Raw genomic sequence first — 22,023 nt, forward strand, 5'->3', positions numbered from 1 at the left:
CGGTTGTGGCCAGAATCCGAGGTTGCAGACATGGCCACAGATCCACCGGTCGACGGCGAGACCGACGCGCGTCCCGAGCCCGAGAGCGGACCGCGTCCGAAGCGGAAGCGGCTCAGCCGCACGCGGGTCGCCCTGATCGTGGCCGCCGGCCTGGTCGTCGTGCTGTTCGGCGGGCTCATCGCCACCATCGCGGTGATCCAGAACCGGGTGGCGGCGAACATCGACTGGATCGACGACCCGTTCGAAGGCCTGACCGATCGGCCCAGCGCCGGGGCCGGCGCCACGGAGGGCGCCACCGAGGCGCCGGCGGGGGCTGCCGTGAACATCCTCATGCTCGGGTCGGACAGCCGCATCTCCGCCGGTGATCCGAGTCAGTGGTCCTACGGCGCGCAGCGCACCGACGCGATCATGCTCGTCCACATCGCCGGCGACCGCCAGTCCGCCCAGGTCATGTCGATCCCCCGGGACTCCTGGGTGCCGATCCCCGGTCACGGCGAGAACAAGATCAACGCCGCATTCTCCTTCGGCGGGCCCGCGCTGCTGATCCAGACCGTCGAGGCCCTCACCGGTGTGCACATCGACCACTTCGCCATCGCGGACTTCGAGTCCTTCGCGATCCTCACCGACGAGCTCGGCGGCGTGGAGATCAACCTGCCGAACGGTCTCGACAACGCCGGCGTGACCCTGGCGCCGGGGACGCACACCCTCACCGGGGAGCAGGCGCTGGCCTACGCCAGGCAGCGCTACGACCTGCCCGGCGGCGACTTCGACCGGGTGGCCCGGCAGCAGAACTGGATGCGGGCGATGGTCTCGCAGGCGTTCCGCACCGATGTCCTCGCGGACCCGATGCAGCTGACGAGCCTGCTCGACGCCGTCTCCTCGAGCCTGTCCCTCGACGAGGGCTTCACGGTCGCGACCATGCGCGACCTCGCGCTCAGCCTGCGGGACCTGCGCCCGGGCTCGATGGACTACCTGACGGTCCCGGTGGAGGGCACCGGCCGCAGCCCGGACGGGCAGCAGTCGATCGTGGTCCTCGACCAGGCGCGTTTCGACGCCCTCATGAACGCCGTGGCCACCGATGCGGTGTCGCAGTACCTGGCCGAGCACCCGGACGACGTGACCATACTCGGCTCGGCAGTGAACTGAGGACGGGCGGGAACCACCGTCCCTCGATGTCGCCGAGCAGGGTGTCGACGGCGTGCAGCCGCCTGCTCAGGATCCGGGTCTCGGTGGGATCCGGGCTCGTGTTGACGCCGATCAGCAGCTGATCGCGGTATCGGCGAACCTCCTGGATGCGAACCTCGTCGTTCACGGACATCTACGCCTCCCTTCGTAGCCTCCCCGGGCGGCCCCCAGCCGGGCGAGGAGTGGTGGTGCTTGGACTGATTGTGTGCCGAACACCTCGATTGCATCAATGGGTCGGTGCGGATGGACCTTCGGGTGCAGGGCCGGCCGGCGGCCGCGGGCCGAAGTTCGGGGCGGCCGGGTTCGGCGGAGCGCCGTTAGGGCCGGGCTGCGCGGGGTACGGACCTGGCTGCGCTGGGTACGGGCCCGGCTGGGCGGCGTACGGGCCGGGCTGCACCGGGTACGCACCGGGCTGCGCGGCGTACGCACCGGGCTGCGCGGCGTACGCACCGGGCTGCGCGGCGTACGCACCGGGCTGCGCGGCGTACGGACCCGGCTGCGCGGCGTACGGGCCGAGCGCACCCTGGCTCGCCGCGTCCGCACTGACGATCCGCACGCGCGCCAACTGCGAGGCCAGGTACGCGAAGGCGGCTGCGAACAGCACCACCAGCGGCACCGGCGTGAGCAGACCGAGCACGGATCCGCCGTCGAACAACCGCTGCGAGAACAGCTGCGACAGCACCAGGACGGCGTGCTGGGTGTCCGGGCTGAACGAAGTCAGGTACGGCCACAGCGCGCCCTGCGGACCCAGCCACGTCTCAATGGCGAACACCCCCAGCACGGCCACGCCGGCGATCCGCAGGGCGCCGCGCCGGTCCGGGCTGCGACGGGCCGCAGCGAAGACGAACGTGAACAGGAAGAGCGCCGGGATCGCGACGAACGGCGGCTCGAGCGTCGGCCGGTTCAGCCAGTTCACGTCCCGCAGGATCATGAAGTAGGCGGGCGCGAGGACGCCGAGTCCCACGAAGAGCCACGGCGCGAAGAACCAGAGCACCCGTTCGCTTCGCCGGCCGAACGGGCGCAGGTAGCCGATGGCGTACCCACCGGCGGCGGCGATCGCGGTACCCACCAGCGCGTTGATCAGGGCGCTGCCCCATGTCGTCACGACCACCCCGGCCACCGAGACGCCGAGCTCGTCGTCCGGCAGTCCGAGGCTGGTGAGCCAGGGCAGTGCGACAACGATCAAGCCCACGAGCGCGACCGCCGCGATGACCACTCCCACGATGCCCGCCGAGCCATCGGTGCGCGGGAGCGGCTGTGGTTCCATGCGGTAGCGCGTTCCCATCACCAGAGCGGTCCCGAGCAGCCCGAAGAGCACGAGCGGGATCAGCACCACGATCGCGATCGCGCCGGCCACCCCTGAGTCCGCGTAGAGGAAGGCGGCCTCATAGATCAGGGCGCCAGGCAGCTCGCGGCCGGCCCCCACGATGTAGGGCGTGAAGGCCTGCCAGCCGACGGCGATCCCGGCGAGCCCGGTTCCGACGAGCGCCAGCGCGGTGGCGCGACCGCGGCCGGGTCCGTCCGCGAGGCGTCCCACGAGCGCTCCGACGAGCAGGGCGGCTCCGAGCCCGACCGCGAGGAAGCCGAGGACGACCCCGCCGCCATCGCCCGGCTCGAGCCGGCCGACGCCGAAGCCGTACGAGAACGGCGCCATGGTGACGAGACCGGCGCCGAGGATGCCGAGGCCGATCGCGGCCGTGCGCGTCGTCGCCGTGGCGAGGAGCCGGCCGATGAGCAGCCCGACGCCGAAGCCGAGGAGCGCCGGCGCGAGACCGGCGGCGGCGCCGAGCAGCAGACCGGTCAGCAACTCGGGTGGGATCTTCGCGTAGTTGTCGAGGCCGACGAAGCCCCCGCCACCGAGGAGCGCACGGTCCTGGAGGCTGACGATGAACAGGCGGACGGTGGGGATCACTTGCCCCAGGAGCAGTGCGATGGCGGCCGGCGCGAGGAGCAGCAGGCCAAGGCCGGTGCGGGCCGGCGGCTCGGCCGAGGTGCCGAGCGGCGACGGCGCGTAGGGGCCCGGGTGCGGTGCTGGCGGGTCCGGGTCCGGGTCCGGGTGTGGCGCCTGAGCGTTCGGGCCCGGTGGCGGCGCATAGGTGCCCTGCCCAGCCGGTGGCTGCTGCTGACCGGCATGCTGGTGCGACGGCGTACTCGTCCACGGCCCCTGATCTGACGTCCCCATGCAGGGGAGGGTAGCAAGCCCCGATTGCCGGCCTCGGCCGGGCGAGGTCAGGCGCGCGCGGTGTGCAGCGTCGTCTGGGCCTTCTCGAGGCCGAGGGACAGCAGGTCTCGGACGGCGTCGGCCGCCTCCTCGAGAGTGACGCCGAGTTCGGCGCGCTCGGCGGCGGAGAAGTCCCGCAGCACGTAGTCGGCCGGGTCCATCCGGCCGGGCGGGCGGCCGATGCCGACGCGCAACCGCAGGTAGTCACGGTCGCCGAGGGCCTGCGAGACGGACTTCAGCCCGTTGTGGCCACCCTCGCCCCCGCCGCGCTTGAGGCGCAGCGTGCTGGCGGGCAGGTCGAGCTCGTCGTGGATGACCAGGAGGTGGTCCGGTTCCACGTCGTAGAACCGGCAGAGCCCGGCGACTGGCCTGCCGGAGACGTTCATGTAGCTGGACGGCTTGGCCAGCACCACACGCGGGCCGGGGGCCCCGCCGGGCAGGGTGCCAAGGCGCCCGTCCAGCACGGTGGCGCCGGCCTTGTGCGTGGTGAAGGAACCCGGCACGTCCCGGGCGAGCACATCGAGAACCATCTGGCCGACGTTGTGCCGGTTCCCGGCATAGGTGGGCCCGGGGTTGCCCAGGCCCACCACCAACCAGACGCTCATGAGGGTGCCGAGAGGCTCAGGCCTGCTCGTCGGCTCCGGCCGGAGCCGCAGCCTCGCCCGCCGCACCGGCAGCCTCGCCGGCGGCCTCGGCCTCGGCGTCGGCCTCCAGGTCCTCAGCGGAGGCGCGCGGCACGGTCACGTTGATGACCACGGACTCGGGGTCGACCTCGAGCACCGAACCCGCCGGCAGGGTGAGCTCGCCCACGCGGATGATGCTGCCCTCCTCGAGACCCTCGATGTTGACCTCGACGTGCTCGGGCAGGTTGGTGGCCTCGGCCTGCAGGCTGATGGTCTGCATGTCGAGGGTGTGGATCGTGCCGGGGGCGGTCTCACCGACGATCACGACGGGCACGTCGACGACGACCTTCTCGCCACGACGGACGAGGATCAGGTCGAGGTGGTCGATGGTGCGGCGGATCGCGTCGCGCTGCACGTCCTTGACCAGCGCCAGCTCGTGGTTGTCCCCGAAGTCCAGCGTGAGCAGGGCGTTCGCGTTGCCCTTCAGCGCCAGGAACGTGTCGTGGTCCGGCAGCGACAGGTGCACCGGGTCGGTGCCGTGGCCGTACAGGACGGCGGGGATGCGTCCCGCACGGCGGGTGCGGCGAGCGGCGCCCTTGCCGAACTCGGTCCGGACGGTGGCCTTCAGGACGTTCTCGTTGCTCTCAGACATGGGTGTCTTCTCCAAAGATGGTGGGGCGGCGGGTGGCCTCAGCGCGGGACGTCGGGCGGGCGGCTCACGGTCGCGCTCCACCACGTCGATCACGGACCCGGCGGCTGCGCGTGCGGCCGCCCGGCATCCCTCGCCGAGGCAACCTGGACATCCTACCCGCACAGGCGAGGTGGCGGAAACCGGGTCGATCCGGTCTTCGTCACAGTGCTGAGCGCCGTACCGGCGCCCGGGTCAGGCGCCGGCGCCGTCCGCCCAGTCCCAGTGCACCGTGACGCTCGCCCCCACGGTCTGCTCGCCACCCTCGACCGGCATCGACGCCGCGGCGAACGCACGCGCCTTCGGCAGGCCCGGCACCACGTCCGAACCGCCCTCGTGGACGGCCACCACGGCACCCAGGGCACGACCGGCCAGATCCGCGTACTGCTCGGCCCGGCGGCGCGCGTCGGCGAACGCCGCCGCGCGGGCCTGGGCCTGCGCCTGCGCGGGCTCGGAGATACCGAAGGTGAGCGAATCGATCCGGGCGACCGGGCCGCCGTCGGCCAGGGCGGCATGGACCTGCCCGCCCGAGGCGGCCACGTCCCTGAGCACGGCGCGCAGCCCCAGGCGCACGTGGACCCGGCTGGGCGCGGGCTCTCCGGCGTCCGTGGTGCGGTCCTCATGCCAGATCGAGGTCTGGGTGGTGCGCAGGTCGCTCCGGTCCACACCGCGCTCCAGCAGCCCGTCGCGGATCCGAGCCAGGCCCTGCTCCGCCGCGGGCAGGGCCTCGGACAGATCCGGCCCGCTCACGGTGACGCCGAGGTCGGCGTGCACCACGTCGGGCTGTACGTCAACGCCACCGGTCCCGGTGACGACGATGCCGCCATCGGTCGTCATCCCCGCAGCCTAGTGGGACTCAGACCCCGTCGAACAGGCTGGTGACCGAGCCGTCGTCGAACACCTCGCGGATCGCACGGCCGAGCAGCGGGGCGATGGACAGGACGGTCAGCTTCGCGAACCGCTTCTCGACCGGGATCGGCAGCGTGTCGGTGATGATGACCTCGCGCGCACCGCTCTCCTGCAGCCGGCTCACGGCCGGGTCGGAGAGCACCCCGTGGGTCGCGGCGACGATCACGCTGCGGGCTCCGGCGGCGGTGAGTACCTTCACGGCCTCGGCGATGGTTCCGCCGGTGTCGATCAGGTCGTCGACCAGCACGCAGTCGCGGTCCGCGACCTCGCCGACCACCCGGTTGGCGACGGCCTGGTTCGGCCGGTTGATGTCGCGGGTCTTGTGCACGAACGCCAGCGGCACGCCACCGAGCTTGGCGGCCCACTGCTCGGCCACCCGGATCCGGCCGGCGTCCGGCGAGACCACGGCGGCGTTGGCGACGTCGACGCGGGTCCGGACGTAGTCGGTGAGGATCGGCATCGCCCACAGGTGGTCGACCGGGCCGTCGAAGAAGCCCTGGGTCTGCGCGGCGTGCAGGTCGACGCTCATGATGCGGTCGGCCCCGGCGGTCTTGAACAGGTCCGCCATCAGCCGGGCGGAGATCGGCTCGCGGCCGCGGTGCTTCTTGTCCTGACGGGCGTATCCGTAGAACGGCACGACCGCGGTGATCGACTTCACGGAGGCCCGCTTGAGCGCGTCGACCATGAGCAGCTGCTCCATGATCCACTCGTTGATCGGGGCCGTGTGGGACTGCAGCACGAACGCGTCGGCGCCGCGCACGCTCTCGGCGAACCGGACGTAGATCTCACCGTTGGCGAAGTCGTAGGCCGTGGTCGGGACCACCTCGATGCCCAGCTCGTCGGCCACCGCGGCCGCGAGCTCGGGGTGCGCACGGCCGGAGACGAGGACGAGTCGGTTCTCGCCGTGGCTGGTGATACCTGTCATCGATCGTGGCTCCTCGCGCCTCGTGGGGGGAATGACGGACTCTCAGGAGGTGGCGCCGCGCTCGCGCTCGGCGCGGGCCTGCGCGGAGAGCGCCTCGGTCGCCGGGTCGGCGGCAGCGGTGGCGGCCTCCGCCGCGGGTGTGCCCGGCCGGCGGCTGGTCACCCAGCCCTCGATGTTGCGCTGCGACCCCTGGCTGACGGCGAGCGCGCCCGGCGGGACGTCCCGCCGCACCACGGTGCCGGCGCCGGAGTAGGCGCCGTCGCCCACGGTGACGGGCGCCACGAACATGTTGTCCGCGCCGGTGCGGGCGTGCGAGCCGATCACCGTGCGGTGCTTGCGCACGCCGTCGTAGTTCACGGTGACGCTCGCGGCGCCGACGTTCGAGTCGTGGCCGATCGTGGCGTCCCCGATGTAGGACAGGTGCGGCACCTTCGAGCGCTCCCCGATCTCGGAGTTCTTCACCTCGACGAACGTGCCGATCTTGCCCTCCGCGCCGAGGATCGCACCGGGGCGCAGGTAGGCGAACGGGCCCACGCTGGCACCGTCGCCGATCTGGGACTCGGACCCGTGCGTGCGGACCACGCTCGCGTTCGCACCGACCTGCACGTCCCGCAGTGTCGTGTCCGGGCCGATCGTGGAGCCGACGCCGATCTGCGTGGACCCGTGCAACTGGGTGCCCGGCAGCAGTGTGACGTCCGGGGAGAGCTCGACGTCGACGTCCACCCAGGTGCTCGCCGGGTCCACCACGGTGACCCCGGCGCGCATCCACTCGGTGAGGATCCGGCGGTTCAGCTCGGCGCCGAGCGTGGCGAGCTGGACCCGGTCGTTGACGCCCTCGACGAGCAGCGAGTCCTCGGCGATCACGGCCCGCACGTGCTGGCCGTCCTCGCGGGCGACGGCGATCACGTCGGTCAGATACACCTCACCCTGGGCGTTGTCCCGGCCGAGCCGGCCGAGCGCGTTGCGGAGCACGGCGGCGTCCATGACGTAGACGGCACTGTTGATCTCGTCGATCTCCGCCTGCTCGGGCGTCGTGTCCTTCTGTTCCACGATCCCGACGACGTCGCCCGTGCCGTCCTCGCGAACGATCCGTCCGTAGCCGGTCGGGTCGGGCACGACCGTGGTGAGCACGGTCACGGCGTTGCCGTCCTCGACGTGGGCCTCGAGGAGCGCGGCCAGCGTCCCGGTGTCCAGCAGCGGCACGTCACCGGCGACGATGACGACCGGCCCGACCAGGCCCTCACCCGCGCCGCCCAGCGGCGGCGGGCCGACGGAGTCCGCGACCGTGCGGCTCTGCGCTGCCGCGTCGGCAACCTCCAACGCGCACTGCGCCGCGCGGCCGGTGCCCGGGATCTCGTCCTGGTCGGCGATCAGCGCCCCGGGGTCGAACTCCTGCACATGGGCGGCGACCAGGTCACGTTCGTGGCGCACCACGACGACGAGGTGTTCGGGATCCAGGCCCCGGGAACTGGCGATAGCGTGGCCCACGAGGGATCGTCCACCGATGCTGTGCAGCACCTTCGGGACGCCGGATTTCATCCGGGTGCCCTGGCCCGCGGCGAGTACCAGGACGGCGGCGGGACGCTTCAGACTCACCCGCCCACTGTAGCCGCGGCAAGGGGTCCGGCACGCCGCGGTCGCACGCCGGTGGCGGCTCCGCCCCCAGGATTCGAACCCGGACTGCACGGCACCAAAGGCCGGCGTGCTGCCATTACACCAGGGCGGAACGGGCCTGCACCGGCGAGGAACCGCGGGCGAAGACCGGGGACCAGTCTGCCAAACTTCCGGAAGTGCTCCATCACGCCCGTGGGCCGCACGGCATGATGGACTCATGGCCGACACCCCGCGACGCCCCAGCCGCCCCCGGATGACGGGCAGCGAGCGTCGCGAGCAACTCCTCGTGGTTTCCCGGTCGTTGTTCGCCGAGCGCGGCTTCGAGGGCACCAGCGTCGAGGAGATCGCGGCCCGGGCGCAGGTCTCGAAGCCGGTGGTCTACGAGCACTTCGGCGGCAAGGAGGGCGTGTACGCCGTCATCGTCGACCGTGAGGTGCAGACCCTGCTCACGGCGCTGATCGGACCGTTGAAGCGGGGCGGCCACCCGCGGGTCACCGTGGAGGCCACCGCCCTTGCGCTCCTCGACTACATCGAGACGAACACCGACGGGTTCCGGATCCTGGTGCGGGACTCCCCCGTGGCGCAGGCCACCGGGACGTTCTCCTCGCTGATCGGGGACGTTGCGACCCAGGTGGAGTCGGTCCTGGCGGACCAGTTCCGCCGGCAGGGCTTCGACCCGGCGAACGCCCCGATGTACGCGCAGATGCTGGTGGGCATGATCGCGCTGACCGGGCAGTGGTGGCTGGAGGCCCGATCGCCGGAGAAGCAGGTGGTGGCCGCGCACCTGGTGAACCTCGCCTGGAACGGCCTGCGCGCCCTCGAGGTGGAGCCGAAGCTGACCCCGGCCGCGGTCCGGCGACGCCAGGGCGGCTGACCACGCCTGGTGTCCGAGGACTTAGGCACACCTTTCCCGGGTGCGCTAGCGTCGGAACCGACCCCACTGCACCCACCGGAGGACCCGGCCCCGTGGCAACCCTTGAGATCGACCACCTGAACAAGAGTTACGGAACGCTGCGAGCGCTGAAGGACATGACCTTCTCGGTGGAGTCCGGTGAGATCTTCGGCTTCGTCGGCTCGAACGGTGCCGGGAAGACCACGACGATGCGGATCGCCCTCGGCGTACTTCGCCCGGACTCCGGCGAGGTGCGCTGGGACGGGCGCCCGCTCGATCTCCAGATGCGCCGCCGGGTCGGCTACATGCCGGAGGAGCGCGGGCTGTACCCGAAGATGAAGGTGGCCGAGCAGCTCACCTACCTGGCCCGGCTGCACGGGATGTCCGCCGCGGACGCACGCACCGCCGTCGACCATTGGACCGAGGTGCTCGGGGTGGCCGCTCGCCGTGGCGACGAGGTGCAGAAGCTCTCGCTCGGGAACCAGCAGCGGGTGCAGCTGGCTGCCGCGCTCGTGCACGATCCGCAGGTGCTGGTCCTCGACGAGCCGTTCTCCGGCCTTGACCCGGTCGCCGTGGACGTCATGAGCGGCGTGCTCCATGAGCGCGCCGCCGCCGGGGTCCCCACCGTGTTCTCCTCGCACCAGCTCGACCTCGTCGAGCGGCTCTGCGACCGGGTCGGCATCGTCCGCGGCGGCGAGATGGTCGCGCTGGGCACCATCGACGAGCTGCGCACCACCGACTTCTCACGCTGGCGGGTGGTGGCCCCGGACGCCCCGCCCGGATGGGCGGATGCGATACCCGACACCACGGTGCTGGAGGTCGACGGCGCAGCAACGGTCCTCGAGCTGACCTCCGCCGAGGCGGGGGCCGAGCAGGCGATCCTGCGGGCGGCGCTGGCCCAGTCCCCGGTGCGGGAGTTCACACAGGTGCGCCCCACCCTGACCGACCTGTTCCGGCACGTCGTCTCCGCGGACGAGGCCGCCGCCACCGAGGAGAAGGCCGCGTGAACGTCGTCTGGCAGGTCGCCGCCCGCGAGGTCCGTACCCGTCTGTTCGCCAAGGCGACCATCATCTCCACCCTCGTCGTGCTGGTGCTGATCGTCGCCGGGGTGGTCGCCGTCAAGATCATCGGAGACAACGACGCCGGCTCCGAGGCCGAGCAGGTGGGCATCGCGGCCGAGACGGCGGAGCTGGGGCCGGGGCTCGTCGCAGCCGCGGAGGCCGCCGGCTACCCGATCGAACTCACCGAGACCACCTCAGGCGACGCCACCACCGCGATCGAGGCCGGCGACCTCTCCGCGTTCGTGTCCGGCGACCCGCAGACCCCGGTGCTGCTGGTCGAGGACTCCCCCGCCCCGGAACTGCTGACCGCGCTGACGACCGCGGCGCAGCAGTACGTCATGTCGAGCGCGATCAGCGACCTGGGCGGGGATCCGGCCCAGATCGGCGCCGACGTCGCCGCCGCCGCGCCGGCCGTCGAGTCGCTGTCCACCGACGAGTCGGAGTTCGACCCGTACGCGTTCATCGTGGCCATCGTCACCTGCTCGCTGCTGCTGTTCACGCTCCTGCAGAGCGGTTCGCTGATCGCGATGGGCGTGGTGGAGGAGAAGGTGAGCCGGGTCGTGGAGATCCTGCTCGCCACGATCCGGCCGGCCCAGCTGATGGGCGGCAAGGTGCTCGGCATCGGGATCGTCGGCCTCGTGCAACTGGTGGTGTTCGGTGGTGCCGCGGCCATCGCGGCCGCGGCCACCGGTCTGCTCGACGGCGTGGACCTCAACCTCGGCACCGCGTTCGTCTGGATGCTGGTCTGGTTCTTCCTCGGCTTCGCCCTGTACGCGGTGCTGTTCGGCGGGTTCGCGGCCCTGGTGTCCCGGCAGGAGGACATCGGTGCGGTCACCACCCCGATGATCTTCGGGATGATGGCACCGTTCTACCTCGCCATCTACCTGGTCCCGAGCCTCCCGGACTCGCCGGTGGTGCGGATCCTGTCGCAGGTGCCGTTCTTCGCGCCGTTCATGATGCCGGTACGGCAGGCGTTCGACTCGGTCGAGGTCTGGGAGCTCGCGCTCTCGATCGCGCTCTGCATCGCCTTCGTTCCGCTGCTGGTGTGGCTCGCGGGCCGGGTCTACTCCCGGGCCGTCCTGAACACCGGTGGCCGGATGAGGCTCAAGGACGCGTTGGCCCGCTGAGCCGCTTGCCGCTCAGGCGAGCCCGGTTGCGTGGGGCTCCTCGGTTCGGCATGCCCGGGAAGTCTCTCGATGTCGAGTAATCTCTGGGCATGACCGGACATGACGAGGTCGATCGGATCGTCGAGGCGTGGGAGCGTGAGCGCCCCGACCTCGACGTGGACCCGTTGCGGGTGTTCTCCCGGGTCTCCCGGCTGTCCCGGCACCTCGACCTGGCCCGCCGGGCCGCGTTCGCCGAGCACGGGCTCGAGGTCTGGGAGTTCGACGTGCTGTCGGCGCTGCGTCGCGCCGGCGCCCCCTACGAACTCACCCCCGGCACCCTGCTCACCCAGACCCTCGTCTCCTCCGGAACCATGACGAACCGGATCGACCGGCTCGTCGACCACGGCCTCGTGCTGCGGCACTCCGGGCCCGGGGACCGCCGCGTGGTGCTGGTCCGGCTGACGCAGCGCGGTCAGGAGATCGTCGACGCGGCCATGACCGACCTGCTCGCGCGCGAGGCGGCGCTGCTCGAGCGGCTGCGCCCGGACGAGAGCGCCGAGCTCGCAGCGACCCTGCGCACCCTGCTCACGCCGTTCGAGAGCTGACGCACGCCCTACGAGCGGTGCCGCCGGCGCCCCGGCTGCACCCTCGCCGTCGGGCATCGACCCACCCCGCCGGCCCCGGGGCGCCGACCGCGCGGTTGCCACGTTCCAGGCCGCGTCGGACCGGGGCAGACCGCGCGTTCGGCGACGGGCTCGGCCGCGTCTACCCTTGGTTCTGATGGCGCATCTTCTGGGGGCCGAGGCCCTCCACCTCGAATATCCGACTCGGGTCGTGTTCGACTCGGTGACCGCCGGGATCGACGAGGGCGATCGGATCGGGATCGTCGGCCGCAACGGCGACGGCAAGTCGAGCCTGCTCGGCATGCTCGCCGGAAGGATCCAGCCCGACGGCGGCCGGGTCACCCGGCGCGGCGGCGTGCGGATGGCGGTGCTCGACCAGGGCGACACGCTCGACCCCGCGCGGACCGTCGGCGCGTCGATCGTCGGGACGCGGCCGGAGCACGAGTGGGCCGGCGACGCCCGGGTGCGGGACGTCATCGCGGGCCTGGTCTCGGACATCGGGTGGGACGCGACGGTGGGCTCGCTGAGCGGTGGGCAGCGGCGCCGGGTCGCGCTGGCCGCGCTGCTCGTCGGCGACTGGGACATCGTCGCGCTCGACGAGCCGACCAACCACCTCGACGTCGAGGGCATCACCTGGCTGGCCGGGCACCTGCGCACGCGGTGGGCGCCGAACGCCGGCGGGCTGCTGGTGGTCACCCACGACCGCTGGTTCCTGGACGAGGTGGCGACCGCCACGTGGGAGGTTCACGACCGGGTCGTGGAACCGTTCGAGGGCGGCTACGCGGCGTACGTGCTCCAGCGGGTCGAGCGGGACCGGCAGGCGGCCGCCGTCGAGAGCAAGCGGCAGAACCTGATGCGCAAGGAACTGGCCTGGCTGCGCCGCGGCCCGCCGGCGCGGACGTCGAAGCCGAAGTTCCGTATCGATGCCGCCAACCAGCTGATCGAGGACGTGCCTCCGATCCGCGACCGGGTGGCACTGTCCCGGTTGGCGACCGCCCGCCTCGGCAAGGACGTCGTCGACCTGCTCGACGTGTCCGTGTCCTACGGCGACACGCCGGTGCTGCGCGACATCGAGTGGCGGATCGGCCCGGGTGAACGCACGGCGATCCTCGGCGCGAACGGCGCCGGCAAGTCGACCCTGCTGGCCGTCATCGCCGGCACCCTGCAGCCCGACTCGGGCCGGGTCAAGCGCGGCAAGACCGTGCAGCTGGCGATGCTCGACCAGCAGTTCACCGAGCTCGCGGAGATCGGCGGGGACCGGGTCCGCGACGTGCTCGCTCGGACGCGGACCACCTACGTGGTGGACGGCAAGGAGATGACTCCGGCCCAGCTGCTGGAGCGCCTCGGTTTCGCCCGCGAGCACCTGTCCGCCCGCGTCGGCGAGCTGTCCGGTGGCCAGAAGCGGCGCCTGCAGTTCCTGCTGATCCTGCTCTCGGAGCCGAACGTGCTGGTGCTCGACGAGCCCACCAACGACGTCGACACGGACATGCTCGCGGCCATGGAGGACGTGCTGGACTCCTGGCCCGGGACGCTCATCGTGGTCTCCCACGACCGGTACCTGCTGGAGCGGATCACCGACCAGCAGTACGCGATCATCGACGGCGGGCTGCGGCACCTGCCCGGCGGGGTGGACGAGTACCTGCGGCTGCGCCAGGCTCAGGCTGCCGCGCCGTCCGGCGCCAAGCAGAGCCCCACGCCAGAAGCGGCCGCGACGCGACTGTCCGGCGCCGAGGAGCGCGCAGCGCGCAAGGAGCTCACCGCGACGGAACGCAAGCTCGAACGGCTGGGCGCGCGCATCGCTGGTATCCACGAGCGCATGGCCGCGCACGATCAGGGCGACTACGAAGGCATCGGGCGGCTGAACGACGAGCTGCGCGAGGCCGAGTCGGAGAACGCGGCGCTGGAGGAACGGTGGTTCGAGCTGTCCGAGCTCGGCGGCTGAGCGTGCCGTGACCGGCTCCGGACCGCTCGACGGGGCCTGCCCCGCGCAGGCGGCCGCGCTGACGCGTGGATCATCGACCGCCTCGTCCTCGCCCTGCTCCGAGCCTGACCGACTGCTCGGGATGCGCATCGAGGGGCGTGGCCCTCGAGGTCAGGGCACCGAGGTGGGCAGGTGGAAGAGGGCGAACTGACCGCTGTCGAGGAACGAGGTGATCGCCGCGATCCGGTCCCCACGGAGGGTGAGCACGGTGATCGACCAGGCCTCGTGAGGGCTGGTCGTGTCCTGGCCGACGTAGCACGCGACGGCTGCCTGCCCGTTGGCGCCGATGATCCGGGTGCGCCAGCTCGGACACCGTGTCATGGGGACCTCGACGGCGAACTCGGTGACCGCGTCGATGCCCTGGTACCAGTGCGGCGCGGGCGGCATCGACCAGGTGACATCCTCGGTGAGCAGGGCGACGAACGCGTCGATGTCGCCGTGCTCGAGGGCGGTGGCGAAGCGGGCGGCGATCCGCCGTGCCCTCGCGTCGTCAGCCGTGGGCCGGGTGGCCCGGTCGCCCCGGTCGGACGTCCTCTCGGTGATCACGCGGCGGGCTCGCGCCAGGGCGGAGTTCACCGAGGCGGTCGAGGTGTCCATCATGCCGGCGATCTCGGCGGCGGAGAACCCGAGGACGTCGAACAGCAGCAGGGCCGCACGCTGGTTGCCGGGGAGGTGCTGCAGGGCAGCGACGAAGGCCAGCTCGACCGCCTCTCGCTGGTCGTAGCGCGCCTGCGGCTCCATGGCGCCGCCGGTGGCACCAGCATCCGGATACGGTGTCAACCACGCGACATCGGAGCGTGGGGTCGAGTCGAGCACCGTCTGCGTGCTTGCGGGGCCGAGGTCCATCGGCAGCGCTCGCCGGGCGCGGGACGCTGCCGCGTCCAGGCAGACCCGAGTGGCGACGGTGTAGAGCCAGGATCGCAGCGAACTTCGACCCTCGAAGCGGGCCAGGCCCCGCCAGGCGCGTACGAGGGCCTCCTGGAGCGCGTCCTCGGCGTCGTGGACCGAGCCGAGCATCCGGTAGCAGTGCGCGTGCAGCTCCCGCCGGTACGGGGCGACCAGGCGAGCGAACGCCCGGTCGTCACCGTCGCGGGCCAGGGCCAGGGCCAGGTCGGCCTCGGCGCGACCGAGCGAGGGCACCGGGGCGAGGTGTGCCGAGGAACTTTCGCTCACAGCGACGATTCTCCCACCCTCGCGACGGTCCTATCTGATACCCGCACGTTCTCCGATCGCTCTGAGGGAGCCAGCATGACGACCGAACCAAGGCCACTCGACCACACGTTCACCGCGCCGATCGGCGTCGACGTCAAGGGCGACACCTGGTCCTGCGTCGAGGTGCCCGGCTCAGCCGAACTCCTCGGGACCGGGAAGGCCGTCCGTGTCGATGCCACCGTGGACGACATCCCACTGGCGAACGCCGGCCTGATGGTGACCGGAACCGGCGGACACATGCTCTCGGTCAGCGCCAGACTCCGCAAGCAGCTCGGCAAGGACATCGGTGACACCGTCACCATCCACCTGCGACGTCGACTGACCTGAGACGCGCCGGGCTCAGAGTGTCGCGGATGCCGGCTCCTCCTCGCGGAGCCCGAACCGGCGGAAGACCGGCGTGAGGAACGTCGGCGCCCACCAGTTGGCCTCGCCGGCGAGGCGCATCAGGGCCGGGACGAGAATGCCGCGGATGACGGTCGCGTCGATGACGATAGCAACGGCGACACCGATCCCGATCATCTGCAGGTACATGACCGACCCGGTCGCGTAGACGCCGAACGAGACCGCGAGGGTGAGCGCCGCGGCGGTGATCAGCGGGGCGCTGCGCTGCAGGCCGGCGAGCACGGCACGGTCGTTGTCCCCCGTGCGTTCGTACTCCTCCCGGATCCGGGACACCATGAACACCTCGTAGTCCATCGAGAGCCCGTACACGACGCAGAACATCAGGATCGGGAAGGCCGGATCGAGGGTGCCGACGGGCGTGAAGCCGATCACGTCCGCGAGGAGGCCGTTCTGGAACACTGCGGTCAGCACTCCGAACATGACCCCGATGCTGAGCAGGTTCAGCACCGTGGCCTTGAGCGGGATCAGCAGGCTCCCGGTGAGCAGGAACAGCAGCACGAAGGTGACGAGCAGGATGAGGCCAGCGACGAGCGGAAGCCGCTCCAGCAGGGCCGCCCGGAAGTCGACGAGCTGCGCCGGGTAGCCGCCCACGAGGGTCTCCTCGAACGGGCTCTCCAGCGCGCGCACCTCACCGACGATCCGGTCCGCGTCGTCGTCGAGGTCCGCGCGCACGGGAATCACCTCGAGACGCTGCCATGACGCTGACTCGAGCCGTTCGTCACCGTCTCCGATCCTGGCTCCGTCGACGAAGACGCCGACGGAGGAGTTCACCTGGGCGATCCCGGCGATCCGGGACATCGCCGTGGCATAGGCCGCCACCTCGGCGTCCGCGGGTGCGGCGTCACCGGTCTCGATCACCTGGAGCGCGTCGTTGGCCTCGGTGCGGAAGTCGGTGCGCAGCTGCTCGTAGGTGGCGCGCACCGAGGAACCCTGGGCGAGCACCCGGTCGTCGGGGACGCCGATCTGTACGCCGAGAGCGGGCGCAGCCAGGGCAGCCAGCGCGAGCAGGGCGACCCCGCCCCACCTGACCGGTCGGCGCATGACCCGCTGACCGAGTCGGTACCAGCGGCCCTGCTCCATCGGCTTCGGCGGCGCCACCGTGATGCCCCGACGCGTCATCCGCTCGCCCAGGACCGCGAGCGCGGCCGGGAGGATGACGAGCGCACCGACGGCGGCCGTGATGACGGTGAGCACCCCGGCGTAGGCGAAGGAGCGCAGGAACGGGAACGGCAGGGCGAGCAGCACCGCGACCGAGGCGGCCACGGTCAGTCCGCTGAAGACGACCGTGCGTCCCGCCGTGTTGAGCGTCTCCCGTAGGGCCAGGCGGACGGTCGCACCCCTGCCGAGGGCCTCGCGGAACCGGGAGATCACGAACAGGCTGTAGTCCACCCCGAGCCCGATTCCCATGACGAGTACGATGTTGGAGGCGAAACTCGCGATCTCCACCGCCGCGGTGAGCGCCCGCAGCCCGGCCAGCGTCGCGATCACCGAGAACAGGCCGACACCGAGCGTGAGCAGTGCCGAGCTCACGCGTCGGTAGATGAACACGAGCAGGACGAGCATGAGCGGGATGATGATCAGTTCCGCCCGTACGAAGTCCTGCGTGGCCCGGGCGCTGATCTGCGTCGAGGCCGCCTCCGAGCCCGCCACCTGGACGGTGACCGTTGCGTCCTCGCGGGTGTAGTCCGGGATGTACTCGGCGATGGCCGCGCGGGCCTCGGTGGCGTCGCCGGTGACGTGGGCGAGCACCAGCGCGGACGCGCCGTCGTCGCTGCGCAGCGTCACGTCGCCGCCCAGCGACCAGTAGGACCACACGTCCCCGACGGCGCCCTCGCCGGCCAGCTCGTCGGCGACGGCGTTCGCGGACTGCACGACGGCTGCATCGTCGACGTCGCCGTCAACGGCCGTGATGAGGAGGATCAGGTTGGCGTTGCCGGTGGCGAACTCCTCCCGCAGCACGTCCTGCGCGGCGACGGACTCGCTCCCGGCCGCCTCCCAGCGGTTCAGCACGAACGACGACAGGGCGCCGGCGGCGACGGCGACGAGTCCGGCGAGCACGAGGAGCGCCCCGATGAGCACCGGCCAGCGGCGTCGATAGGTGGCCTCGCCGAGTCGTTCGAGGGCGGTGTCGGACGGCGGTGCGTCGGTCACGGGGTCATCTCCAGTGGTCTCCGGGTGGCGCACCCGACGGCGATGCCGCGGCCCACCCCTGCTAAGGTTGTGCGAGCAGATGCTCGCGTTTGACAATACGAGTAACTGCTCGTGTTTGTCCAGGCTTCGGGAGGCGGGGGTTCATGGTGGACGAGAGCACGGTCACCGGGGGCACGTCCGCGCAGCCGCGGCGGCAGGCCCGCGGTCAACAGCGGATCGAGGAGATCCTGCACGCTGCCGCGGCCGTCTTCGGCGAGCAGGGCTATGACGCGACCACCACCAACGCGATCGCGAAACGGGCCGGCATCTCACCGGGCTCGCTGTACCAGTTCTTCAAGAACAAGGACGACATCGCCCGCGCCCTGGCCGATCACTACGCCACCCAGCTCACCGCCCTGCGGGCAGGAACGTTCACGATCGAGAGCATCGACGGCGCAAGCGTCGAGGGCGCCGTCGATGCCGTGCTCGGACCGCTCGTGGCCTTCAACCTGGCCCACCCCGGCTTCAAGGCGCTCTTCGCCAGGACGGACATGCCCGCCGGGCTCCGCGACGCGGTCGCCCCCATCCAGGCGACGATCCATCACCGCGTGGCAGACCTCATCGCGCTCCTGATGCCGGATCGCACCAAGCATGACGTCGCGCGCACCGCGACCGTCGCCATTCAATTGGTGCGCGCCATGACCCCGCTGATCACCGAGGCGGGAGAGCCGGAACGCGACGCCCTGACCGCGGAGCTCCGCGCGGTCCTCGTCGCCTACCTGCGCGCGTAGGTGGCCTGACGCACCCGAACGCCATCCCCTGACCGAGCTGGCCGCCGTACAGGACCGCGCAGTCGCCGGCCAGCTGCTCGGCAAGACCATCATCATTCCCTGAGCGACGCGAGCGCCTACTCGGAGTCGCGCACGGATTCCACCAGCCGGGCACCGTGCGCCGGGCCGCTCACCACGAGCACCTCGTCCGCCACGTCGGCCTGCTCGACGGCGGCGGCGATGGCGAGCGCGGTCGCGTGGTCCGGGGCCAGCGCGGCCACGGTGGGTCCGGATCCGGAGACGAGGGCGCGCAGGGCGCTGGTCTCGTCGAAGGCCGCGAACACCTCCCGCAGCCGCGGCTGCAGCTCGATCGCGGCGATCTGCAGGTCGTTGCGCAGGTGCCCGGCGAGCCGGCGCGGATCTCCCGCGACCAGGGCCTGCATCAGGGCGTCGGAGATCCGGGGCGCGAACCGGGCGCCGGAGTTCAGCTGGTCCCAGGCGCGGAACACCTCGGGGGTGGTCAGCCCGTCCTCGATGATCGCGAGCACCCAGTGGAACCGGCCGCGAGCCAGCGCCGGGGTGAGCGCGTCACCGCGCCCGAGCCCGACGGCGGTCTGCCCGGTGAGCGCGAACGGCACGTCCGCGCCGAGCTCGCCCGCGAGGTGACCGAGCTCCTCCCGGGCGAGCCCGGTGCCCCAGAGCAGGTCGCAGGCGAGCAGCGCCGCGGCGGCGTCCGCGGACCCGCCACCCATGCCGCCGGCCGTGGGCACACCCTTCGTGATCTGTAGGTGCACGCCCGCGTCGATGCCGGTGGCCTCGGCGAGCAGGGTCGCCGCGCGGTGCGCAAGGTTGCGGGAGTCGGTGGGGACCCGGTCGGTGTGCCGGCCGGTGACGCTGACCCGGATCACTTCGTCCGGGACCGCGAGCACCTCCTCGTACAGCGTGACCGCCTGGAACACCGTGGCGAGCGGGTGGTAGCCGTCCTCCCCCTTCGACCCGACGGCGAGGGACAGGTTGATCTTGCCGGGGGCGCGCACGTGCACGGCGCCCGCCGGGCGCGGGTCAGTCATCGCGGGAGGTCCTGGGCCAGCGGCCGGTGCGCGGCGATCGCGGCGAACTGCGTGATGTCGAGCCGTTCCCCCCGTAGTTCGGGGTCCACCCCGGCGGCCCGGATCGCCTCCTCGGCGGCTGCTGCGGAGCCCGCCCAGGTCGCCAGCGCCGAGCGCAGCATCTTGCGACGCTGGGAGAAGGCGGCGTCGATGCAGGCGAACACGGCCGCCCGGTCCACGGTCGCCGCCGGCGGGTCCCGGCGCACGAGCCGCACCAGCGCGGAGTCCACGTTCGGCACCGGCCAGAAGATGCTCCGCCCGATGGACCCGGCCCGGGTGGCCTCGGCGTACCAGGCCGCCTTCGCGGACGGCACCCCGTAGGTCCGCGAGCCCGGCCCGGCGGCGAGCCGGTCGGCCACCTCCGCCTGCACCATCACCAGCACCTCGCGCAGCGTGGGCTGGTGCTCGAGGAACGTGAGGAGCACCGGGACGGCCACGTTGTAGGGCAGGTTGGCCACCATCGCGGTGGGCGGCGTGGGCAGCTCGCGAACGGTCATCGCGTCGGCGCCGATCACCGTGAGCCGATCCGCGGCGTCCGGCGCGTGCTCGGCGATCGTCCGGGGCAGCCGGGCCGCGAGTGCGGGGTCGATCTCGACGGCGGTCACCCGCGCGCCGGTCTCCAGCAGCCCGAGCGTGAGGGAGCCGAGCCCGGGACCGACCTCGACGATCGTGTCCGCGGCGCTCACGCCCGCGACCCGCACGATACGTCGGACCGTGCCGCCGTCGATCACGAAGTTCTGCCCGAGGGTCTTGGTGGGCCGCAGCCCGAGCTCGCCGGCGAGGGCGCGCACGTCGGAGGCCGTCAGCAGCCGCACACCGGAGTCGGCAGGGGCCGCTGGCTCAGTCACGACTGAGAGCCTAGGGGAAAGTCCGCGGAACGCGACGCGGGCCGCCCCCGCTTGTGCAGGGACGGCCCGGGTCGGTGGAGGTCGGTCAGCGCAGGCCGAGCACGCTCGAGCAGTGCGGCCACTGGCCCCAACCGGAGCGCGCCTGCAGGATCTGCGCGCGCTGGGTCTGCTCGGCCGCCGAGGCCTGGGACGGCAGGCCGGAGCCACCGACCGACTGCCAGGTGCCCACCGAGAACTGGTACAGCCCGTGGTAGAGCCCGTTCGAGCTCACGATGGACGGGTTGCCGCCGGACTCGCACTGGGCCAGGGCAGCCCAGACGTCGCCGCCCACGGTGCTCGCCGGCGGGTCGGGCTCGCTGGACCCGGAGCCCGAGCCGGAACCGGACGAGCCCCCCGAGGACGGGGCGGGCGCCGGTGGTGCGACCGGTCGCTCGGCCGTGCCCACCTCGGTGACCTCGGCGACCGCGTCGGTGACCTCGGTCCGCAGGAGTTTGGTGGAGACCACCATGCCGTCCACGATCTGGTTGGTGAAGGTCGAGGTGGTGACGCCGTCCACACCCTCCTGGACCACGCGGGACTGACCCACGTAGAGGTCGTCGGTCTCCCGCTCGACGCTCTCGAAGGCGATCGGCGCGGTGGTGACGGAGGGCTCGTAGGACCGACGCGTGATCGTGACCACCGGGGTCCCGTCCTCGCGGGCGGTCACGGCGACGGTGTCCTGCAGGGACAGGGTGAGCCCGGCCTGCGCGAGCGCCTCGTCGAGGGTGGCCTCACCCTCGATCTCGACCGTGGTGCTGGTGCCGTCGACCTCGAACACCACGGGGCCGTCGGTGACGAGCGGGAGTTCGAGCTCGGCCCGGCCGTCCACGGAGCGCGAGGCGGTGATCTGGATGTCACGACCCGCGCCGGCGACGTCGGCGACGGCCTGCCCGGCGGTGGTCGCGGTGGTCCACAGGTCGGTGGTCTCGCCGTTGACCTCGAAGGTGACCTGCTGGGCGGTCCGGACCACGACGTCGGAACCGTCGACGAGTGCCTCCTCGAGCGACGGCACGATCAGGTCGTGCTCACCGGTGGTGATGCCCTCCTGCTCGAGCAGGCCCCCGATGTCACCCGAGTAGGTGGTCACCGTGCGGATCTCACCGTTGACGTCCACGTCGATGGTCTTATGGGCCGAGGCGAACACGGCGCCACCGGTCCCCACGACGAGCGCGAAGGCGGCGGCGATCCCGATGATCGCCCGGCGGGACCGGCGGCGGGGCGTCGCCGTGGCAGCCGCGGCATCGTCCTCGGAGCCGGAGCCGGCGTCCTCGGTGCCGAACTCGGCGGTCGTGCCGGAGTCCGGCTGCGCGGATGCGGCGTAGCCGGCGACGACGTCGTCGAACGAGCCGGCCGGCGCCTCGGCGCCGGTGTCGTCTGCCGCGTCCACGGCCGCATCGGCGGACGACGCCTCGCCGACGGGCGCTGCGCCGTCGGGCCCGACGGCGGAGGTCGCCTCGGTCTCGGCCGTCTCGTCGGTCGGCTCTGGGGTGGGATCGGGTTGCTTCTTGGAGAACAGGCTCACAGACGTCCTAGGTCAGGCGGGTCCGATCGGGGGAGGGAGGATCCGCACTCGGTGCGCTCGCGCGGGTCGTCCGGTCGCCTCCTCGGAGCGAGGGAGGAACGCTCCGGCGGTGGTGACCGACCCGTGGTCACGCATGGTTCGACCCGTAGGGCCGGGTTGACTG

The 22,023-nt window shown here is 72.0% G+C and carries 19 protein-coding genes and 1 tRNA gene; 8 read left to right on the forward strand and 12 right to left on the reverse strand.

Annotated features, from left to right (window positions below; all coding sequences use genetic code 11):
• Nucleotides 1–30: 30 nt before the first annotated feature.
• The gene (locus GKS42_RS19825) at nt 31–1,146 is read left to right on the forward strand and encodes an LCP family protein (protein ID WP_154795389.1); all 1,116 of its coding nucleotides are present in this window, start codon (nt 31–33) and stop codon (nt 1,144–1,146) included.
• Nucleotides 1,147–1,411: 265 nt separating this feature from the next.
• Here GKS42_RS19825 and GKS42_RS19830 read toward each other — a convergent pair whose 3' ends face one another.
• The 7 genes from GKS42_RS19830 to GKS42_RS19860 all read right to left on the reverse strand — a co-directional run bounded on the left by GKS42_RS19830 (nt 1,412) and on the right by GKS42_RS19860 (nt 8,277).
• A complete protein-coding gene (locus tag GKS42_RS19830; RefSeq protein ID WP_154795390.1) occupies nt 1,412–3,367 on the reverse strand; it encodes a hypothetical protein in 1,956 nt (651 codons plus the stop codon).
• Nucleotides 3,368–3,414: 47 nt separating this feature from the next.
• A complete protein-coding gene (pth, locus tag GKS42_RS19835; protein ID WP_154795391.1) occupies nt 3,415–4,011 on the reverse strand; it encodes an aminoacyl-tRNA hydrolase in 597 nt (198 codons plus the stop codon).
• A 16-nt stretch (nt 4,012–4,027) separates the two neighbouring features.
• Nucleotides 4,028–4,681, reverse strand: a complete 654-nt coding sequence (locus tag GKS42_RS19840; protein ID WP_154795392.1) for a 50S ribosomal protein L25/general stress protein Ctc — start codon at nt 4,679–4,681, stop codon at nt 4,028–4,030.
• 231 nt (nt 4,682–4,912) lie between these two features.
• Nucleotides 4,913–5,554, reverse strand: coding sequence for an SIMPL domain-containing protein (locus GKS42_RS19845; RefSeq protein ID WP_154795393.1), 642 nt, complete (start codon nt 5,552–5,554; stop codon nt 4,913–4,915).
• A 19-nt stretch (nt 5,555–5,573) separates the two neighbouring features.
• Complete coding sequence (locus GKS42_RS19850; RefSeq protein ID WP_154795394.1) at nt 5,574–6,551, reverse strand: ribose-phosphate diphosphokinase; 978 nt, start codon at nt 6,549–6,551, stop codon at nt 5,574–5,576.
• Between the two features lie 42 nt (nt 6,552–6,593).
• On the reverse strand, nt 6,594–8,147 hold the full coding sequence (glmU, locus tag GKS42_RS19855; protein ID WP_154795395.1) for a bifunctional UDP-N-acetylglucosamine diphosphorylase/glucosamine-1-phosphate N-acetyltransferase GlmU: 1,554 nt from the start codon (nt 8,145–8,147) through the stop codon (nt 6,594–6,596).
• 58 nt (nt 8,148–8,205) lie between these two features.
• Nucleotides 8,206–8,277, reverse strand: a tRNA-Gln gene (locus GKS42_RS19860).
• Between the two features lie 141 nt (nt 8,278–8,418).
• Here GKS42_RS19860 and GKS42_RS19865 point away from each other — a divergent pair.
• From GKS42_RS19865 to GKS42_RS19885, 5 genes are all read left to right on the forward strand, one after another.
• A complete protein-coding gene (locus GKS42_RS19865; RefSeq protein ID WP_154796857.1) occupies nt 8,419–9,039 on the forward strand; it encodes a TetR/AcrR family transcriptional regulator in 621 nt (206 codons plus the stop codon).
• Between the two features lie 92 nt (nt 9,040–9,131).
• A complete protein-coding gene (locus tag GKS42_RS19870) occupies nt 9,132–10,064 on the forward strand; it encodes an ABC transporter ATP-binding protein (RefSeq protein WP_154795396.1) in 933 nt (310 codons plus the stop codon).
• Nucleotides 10,061–11,245, forward strand: a complete 1,185-nt coding sequence (locus GKS42_RS19875) for an ABC transporter permease (protein ID WP_154795397.1) — start codon at nt 10,061–10,063, stop codon at nt 11,243–11,245. Before GKS42_RS19870 ends, GKS42_RS19875 begins: the two co-directional genes overlap by 4 nt.
• An 89-nt stretch (nt 11,246–11,334) precedes the next feature.
• A complete protein-coding gene (locus GKS42_RS19880; protein WP_154795398.1) occupies nt 11,335–11,829 on the forward strand; it encodes a MarR family winged helix-turn-helix transcriptional regulator in 495 nt (164 codons plus the stop codon).
• Between the two features lie 175 nt (nt 11,830–12,004).
• On the forward strand, nt 12,005–13,789 hold the full coding sequence (locus GKS42_RS19885; RefSeq protein WP_154795399.1) for an ABC-F family ATP-binding cassette domain-containing protein: 1,785 nt from the start codon (nt 12,005–12,007) through the stop codon (nt 13,787–13,789).
• Nucleotides 13,790–13,939: 150 nt separating this feature from the next.
• Here the strand turns inward: GKS42_RS19885 and GKS42_RS19890 are convergent, their stop codons facing one another.
• Nucleotides 13,940–15,001 (reverse strand): sigma-70 family RNA polymerase sigma factor, encoded by a 1,062-nt coding sequence (locus GKS42_RS19890; protein ID WP_232847762.1) that lies wholly within the window; start codon nt 14,999–15,001, stop codon nt 13,940–13,942.
• Nucleotides 15,002–15,076: 75 nt separating this feature from the next.
• Here GKS42_RS19890 and GKS42_RS19895 point away from each other — a divergent pair, with 75 nt between their 5' ends.
• A complete protein-coding gene (locus tag GKS42_RS19895; RefSeq protein ID WP_154795400.1) occupies nt 15,077–15,367 on the forward strand; it encodes a DUF1905 domain-containing protein in 291 nt (96 codons plus the stop codon).
• Nucleotides 15,368–15,379: 12 nt separating this feature from the next.
• Here the strand turns inward: GKS42_RS19895 and GKS42_RS19900 are convergent, their stop codons facing one another.
• The gene (locus GKS42_RS19900; RefSeq protein WP_232847763.1) at nt 15,380–17,593 is read right to left on the reverse strand and encodes an MMPL family transporter; all 2,214 of its coding nucleotides are present in this window, start codon (nt 17,591–17,593) and stop codon (nt 15,380–15,382) included.
• A 143-nt stretch (nt 17,594–17,736) separates the two neighbouring features.
• Between GKS42_RS19900 and GKS42_RS19905 the strand changes: the two genes are divergently transcribed.
• Nucleotides 17,737–18,363 (forward strand): TetR/AcrR family transcriptional regulator, encoded by a 627-nt coding sequence (locus tag GKS42_RS19905; protein ID WP_154795402.1) that lies wholly within the window; start codon nt 17,737–17,739, stop codon nt 18,361–18,363.
• A gap of 116 nt (nt 18,364–18,479) precedes the next feature.
• Here the strand turns inward: GKS42_RS19905 and GKS42_RS19910 are convergent, their stop codons facing one another.
• The 3 genes from GKS42_RS19910 to GKS42_RS19920 form a co-directional block, all read right to left on the reverse strand.
• Nucleotides 18,480–19,412, reverse strand: a complete 933-nt coding sequence (locus GKS42_RS19910; protein ID WP_154795403.1) for a 4-(cytidine 5'-diphospho)-2-C-methyl-D-erythritol kinase — start codon at nt 19,410–19,412, stop codon at nt 18,480–18,482.
• On the reverse strand, nt 19,409–20,299 hold the full coding sequence (rsmA, locus tag GKS42_RS19915) for a 16S rRNA (adenine(1518)-N(6)/adenine(1519)-N(6))-dimethyltransferase RsmA (protein WP_154795404.1): 891 nt from the start codon (nt 20,297–20,299) through the stop codon (nt 19,409–19,411). Before rsmA ends, GKS42_RS19910 begins: the two co-directional genes overlap by 4 nt.
• An 85-nt stretch (nt 20,300–20,384) precedes the next feature.
• Nucleotides 20,385–21,860, reverse strand: a complete 1,476-nt coding sequence (locus GKS42_RS19920) for a resuscitation-promoting factor (protein ID WP_154795405.1) — start codon at nt 21,858–21,860, stop codon at nt 20,385–20,387.
• Nucleotides 21,861–22,023 lie beyond the last annotated feature (163 nt).

The organism is Occultella kanbiaonis (genome assembly GCF_009708215.1).
Lineage (GTDB): Bacteria > Actinomycetota > Actinomycetes > Actinomycetales > Beutenbergiaceae > Occultella > Occultella kanbiaonis.

What these genes read in the sequence shown, in the direction of transcription:
- GKS42_RS19880 (WP_154795398.1), top strand. Translation starts at nt 11,335, where the DNA reads ATGACCGGACATGACGAGGTCGATCGGATCGTCGAGGCGTGGGAGCGT.
- GKS42_RS19910 (WP_154795403.1), bottom strand. Translation starts at nt 19,412, where the DNA reads ATGACTGACCCGCGCCCGGCGGGCGCCGTGCACGTGCGCGCCCCCGGC.
- GKS42_RS19865 (WP_154796857.1), top strand. Translation starts at nt 8,419, where the DNA reads ATGACGGGCAGCGAGCGTCGCGAGCAACTCCTCGTGGTTTCCCGGTCG.
- pth (WP_154795391.1), bottom strand. Translation starts at nt 4,011, where the DNA reads ATGAGCGTCTGGTTGGTGGTGGGCCTGGGCAACCCCGGGCCCACCTAT.
- GKS42_RS19850 (WP_154795394.1), bottom strand. Translation starts at nt 6,551, where the DNA reads ATGACAGGTATCACCAGCCACGGCGAGAACCGACTCGTCCTCGTCTCC.
- GKS42_RS19905 (WP_154795402.1), top strand. Translation starts at nt 17,737, where the DNA reads ATGGTGGACGAGAGCACGGTCACCGGGGGCACGTCCGCGCAGCCGCGG.
- GKS42_RS19825 (WP_154795389.1), top strand. Translation starts at nt 31, where the DNA reads ATGGCCACAGATCCACCGGTCGACGGCGAGACCGACGCGCGTCCCGAG.
- GKS42_RS19830 (WP_154795390.1), bottom strand. Translation starts at nt 3,367, where the DNA reads ATGGGGACGTCAGATCAGGGGCCGTGGACGAGTACGCCGTCGCACCAG.
- GKS42_RS19895 (WP_154795400.1), top strand. Translation starts at nt 15,077, where the DNA reads ATGACGACCGAACCAAGGCCACTCGACCACACGTTCACCGCGCCGATC.
- GKS42_RS19885 (WP_154795399.1), top strand. Translation starts at nt 12,005, where the DNA reads ATGGCGCATCTTCTGGGGGCCGAGGCCCTCCACCTCGAATATCCGACT.
- GKS42_RS19840 (WP_154795392.1), bottom strand. Translation starts at nt 4,681, where the DNA reads ATGTCTGAGAGCAACGAGAACGTCCTGAAGGCCACCGTCCGGACCGAG.
- GKS42_RS19845 (WP_154795393.1), bottom strand. Translation starts at nt 5,554, where the DNA reads ATGACGACCGATGGCGGCATCGTCGTCACCGGGACCGGTGGCGTTGAC.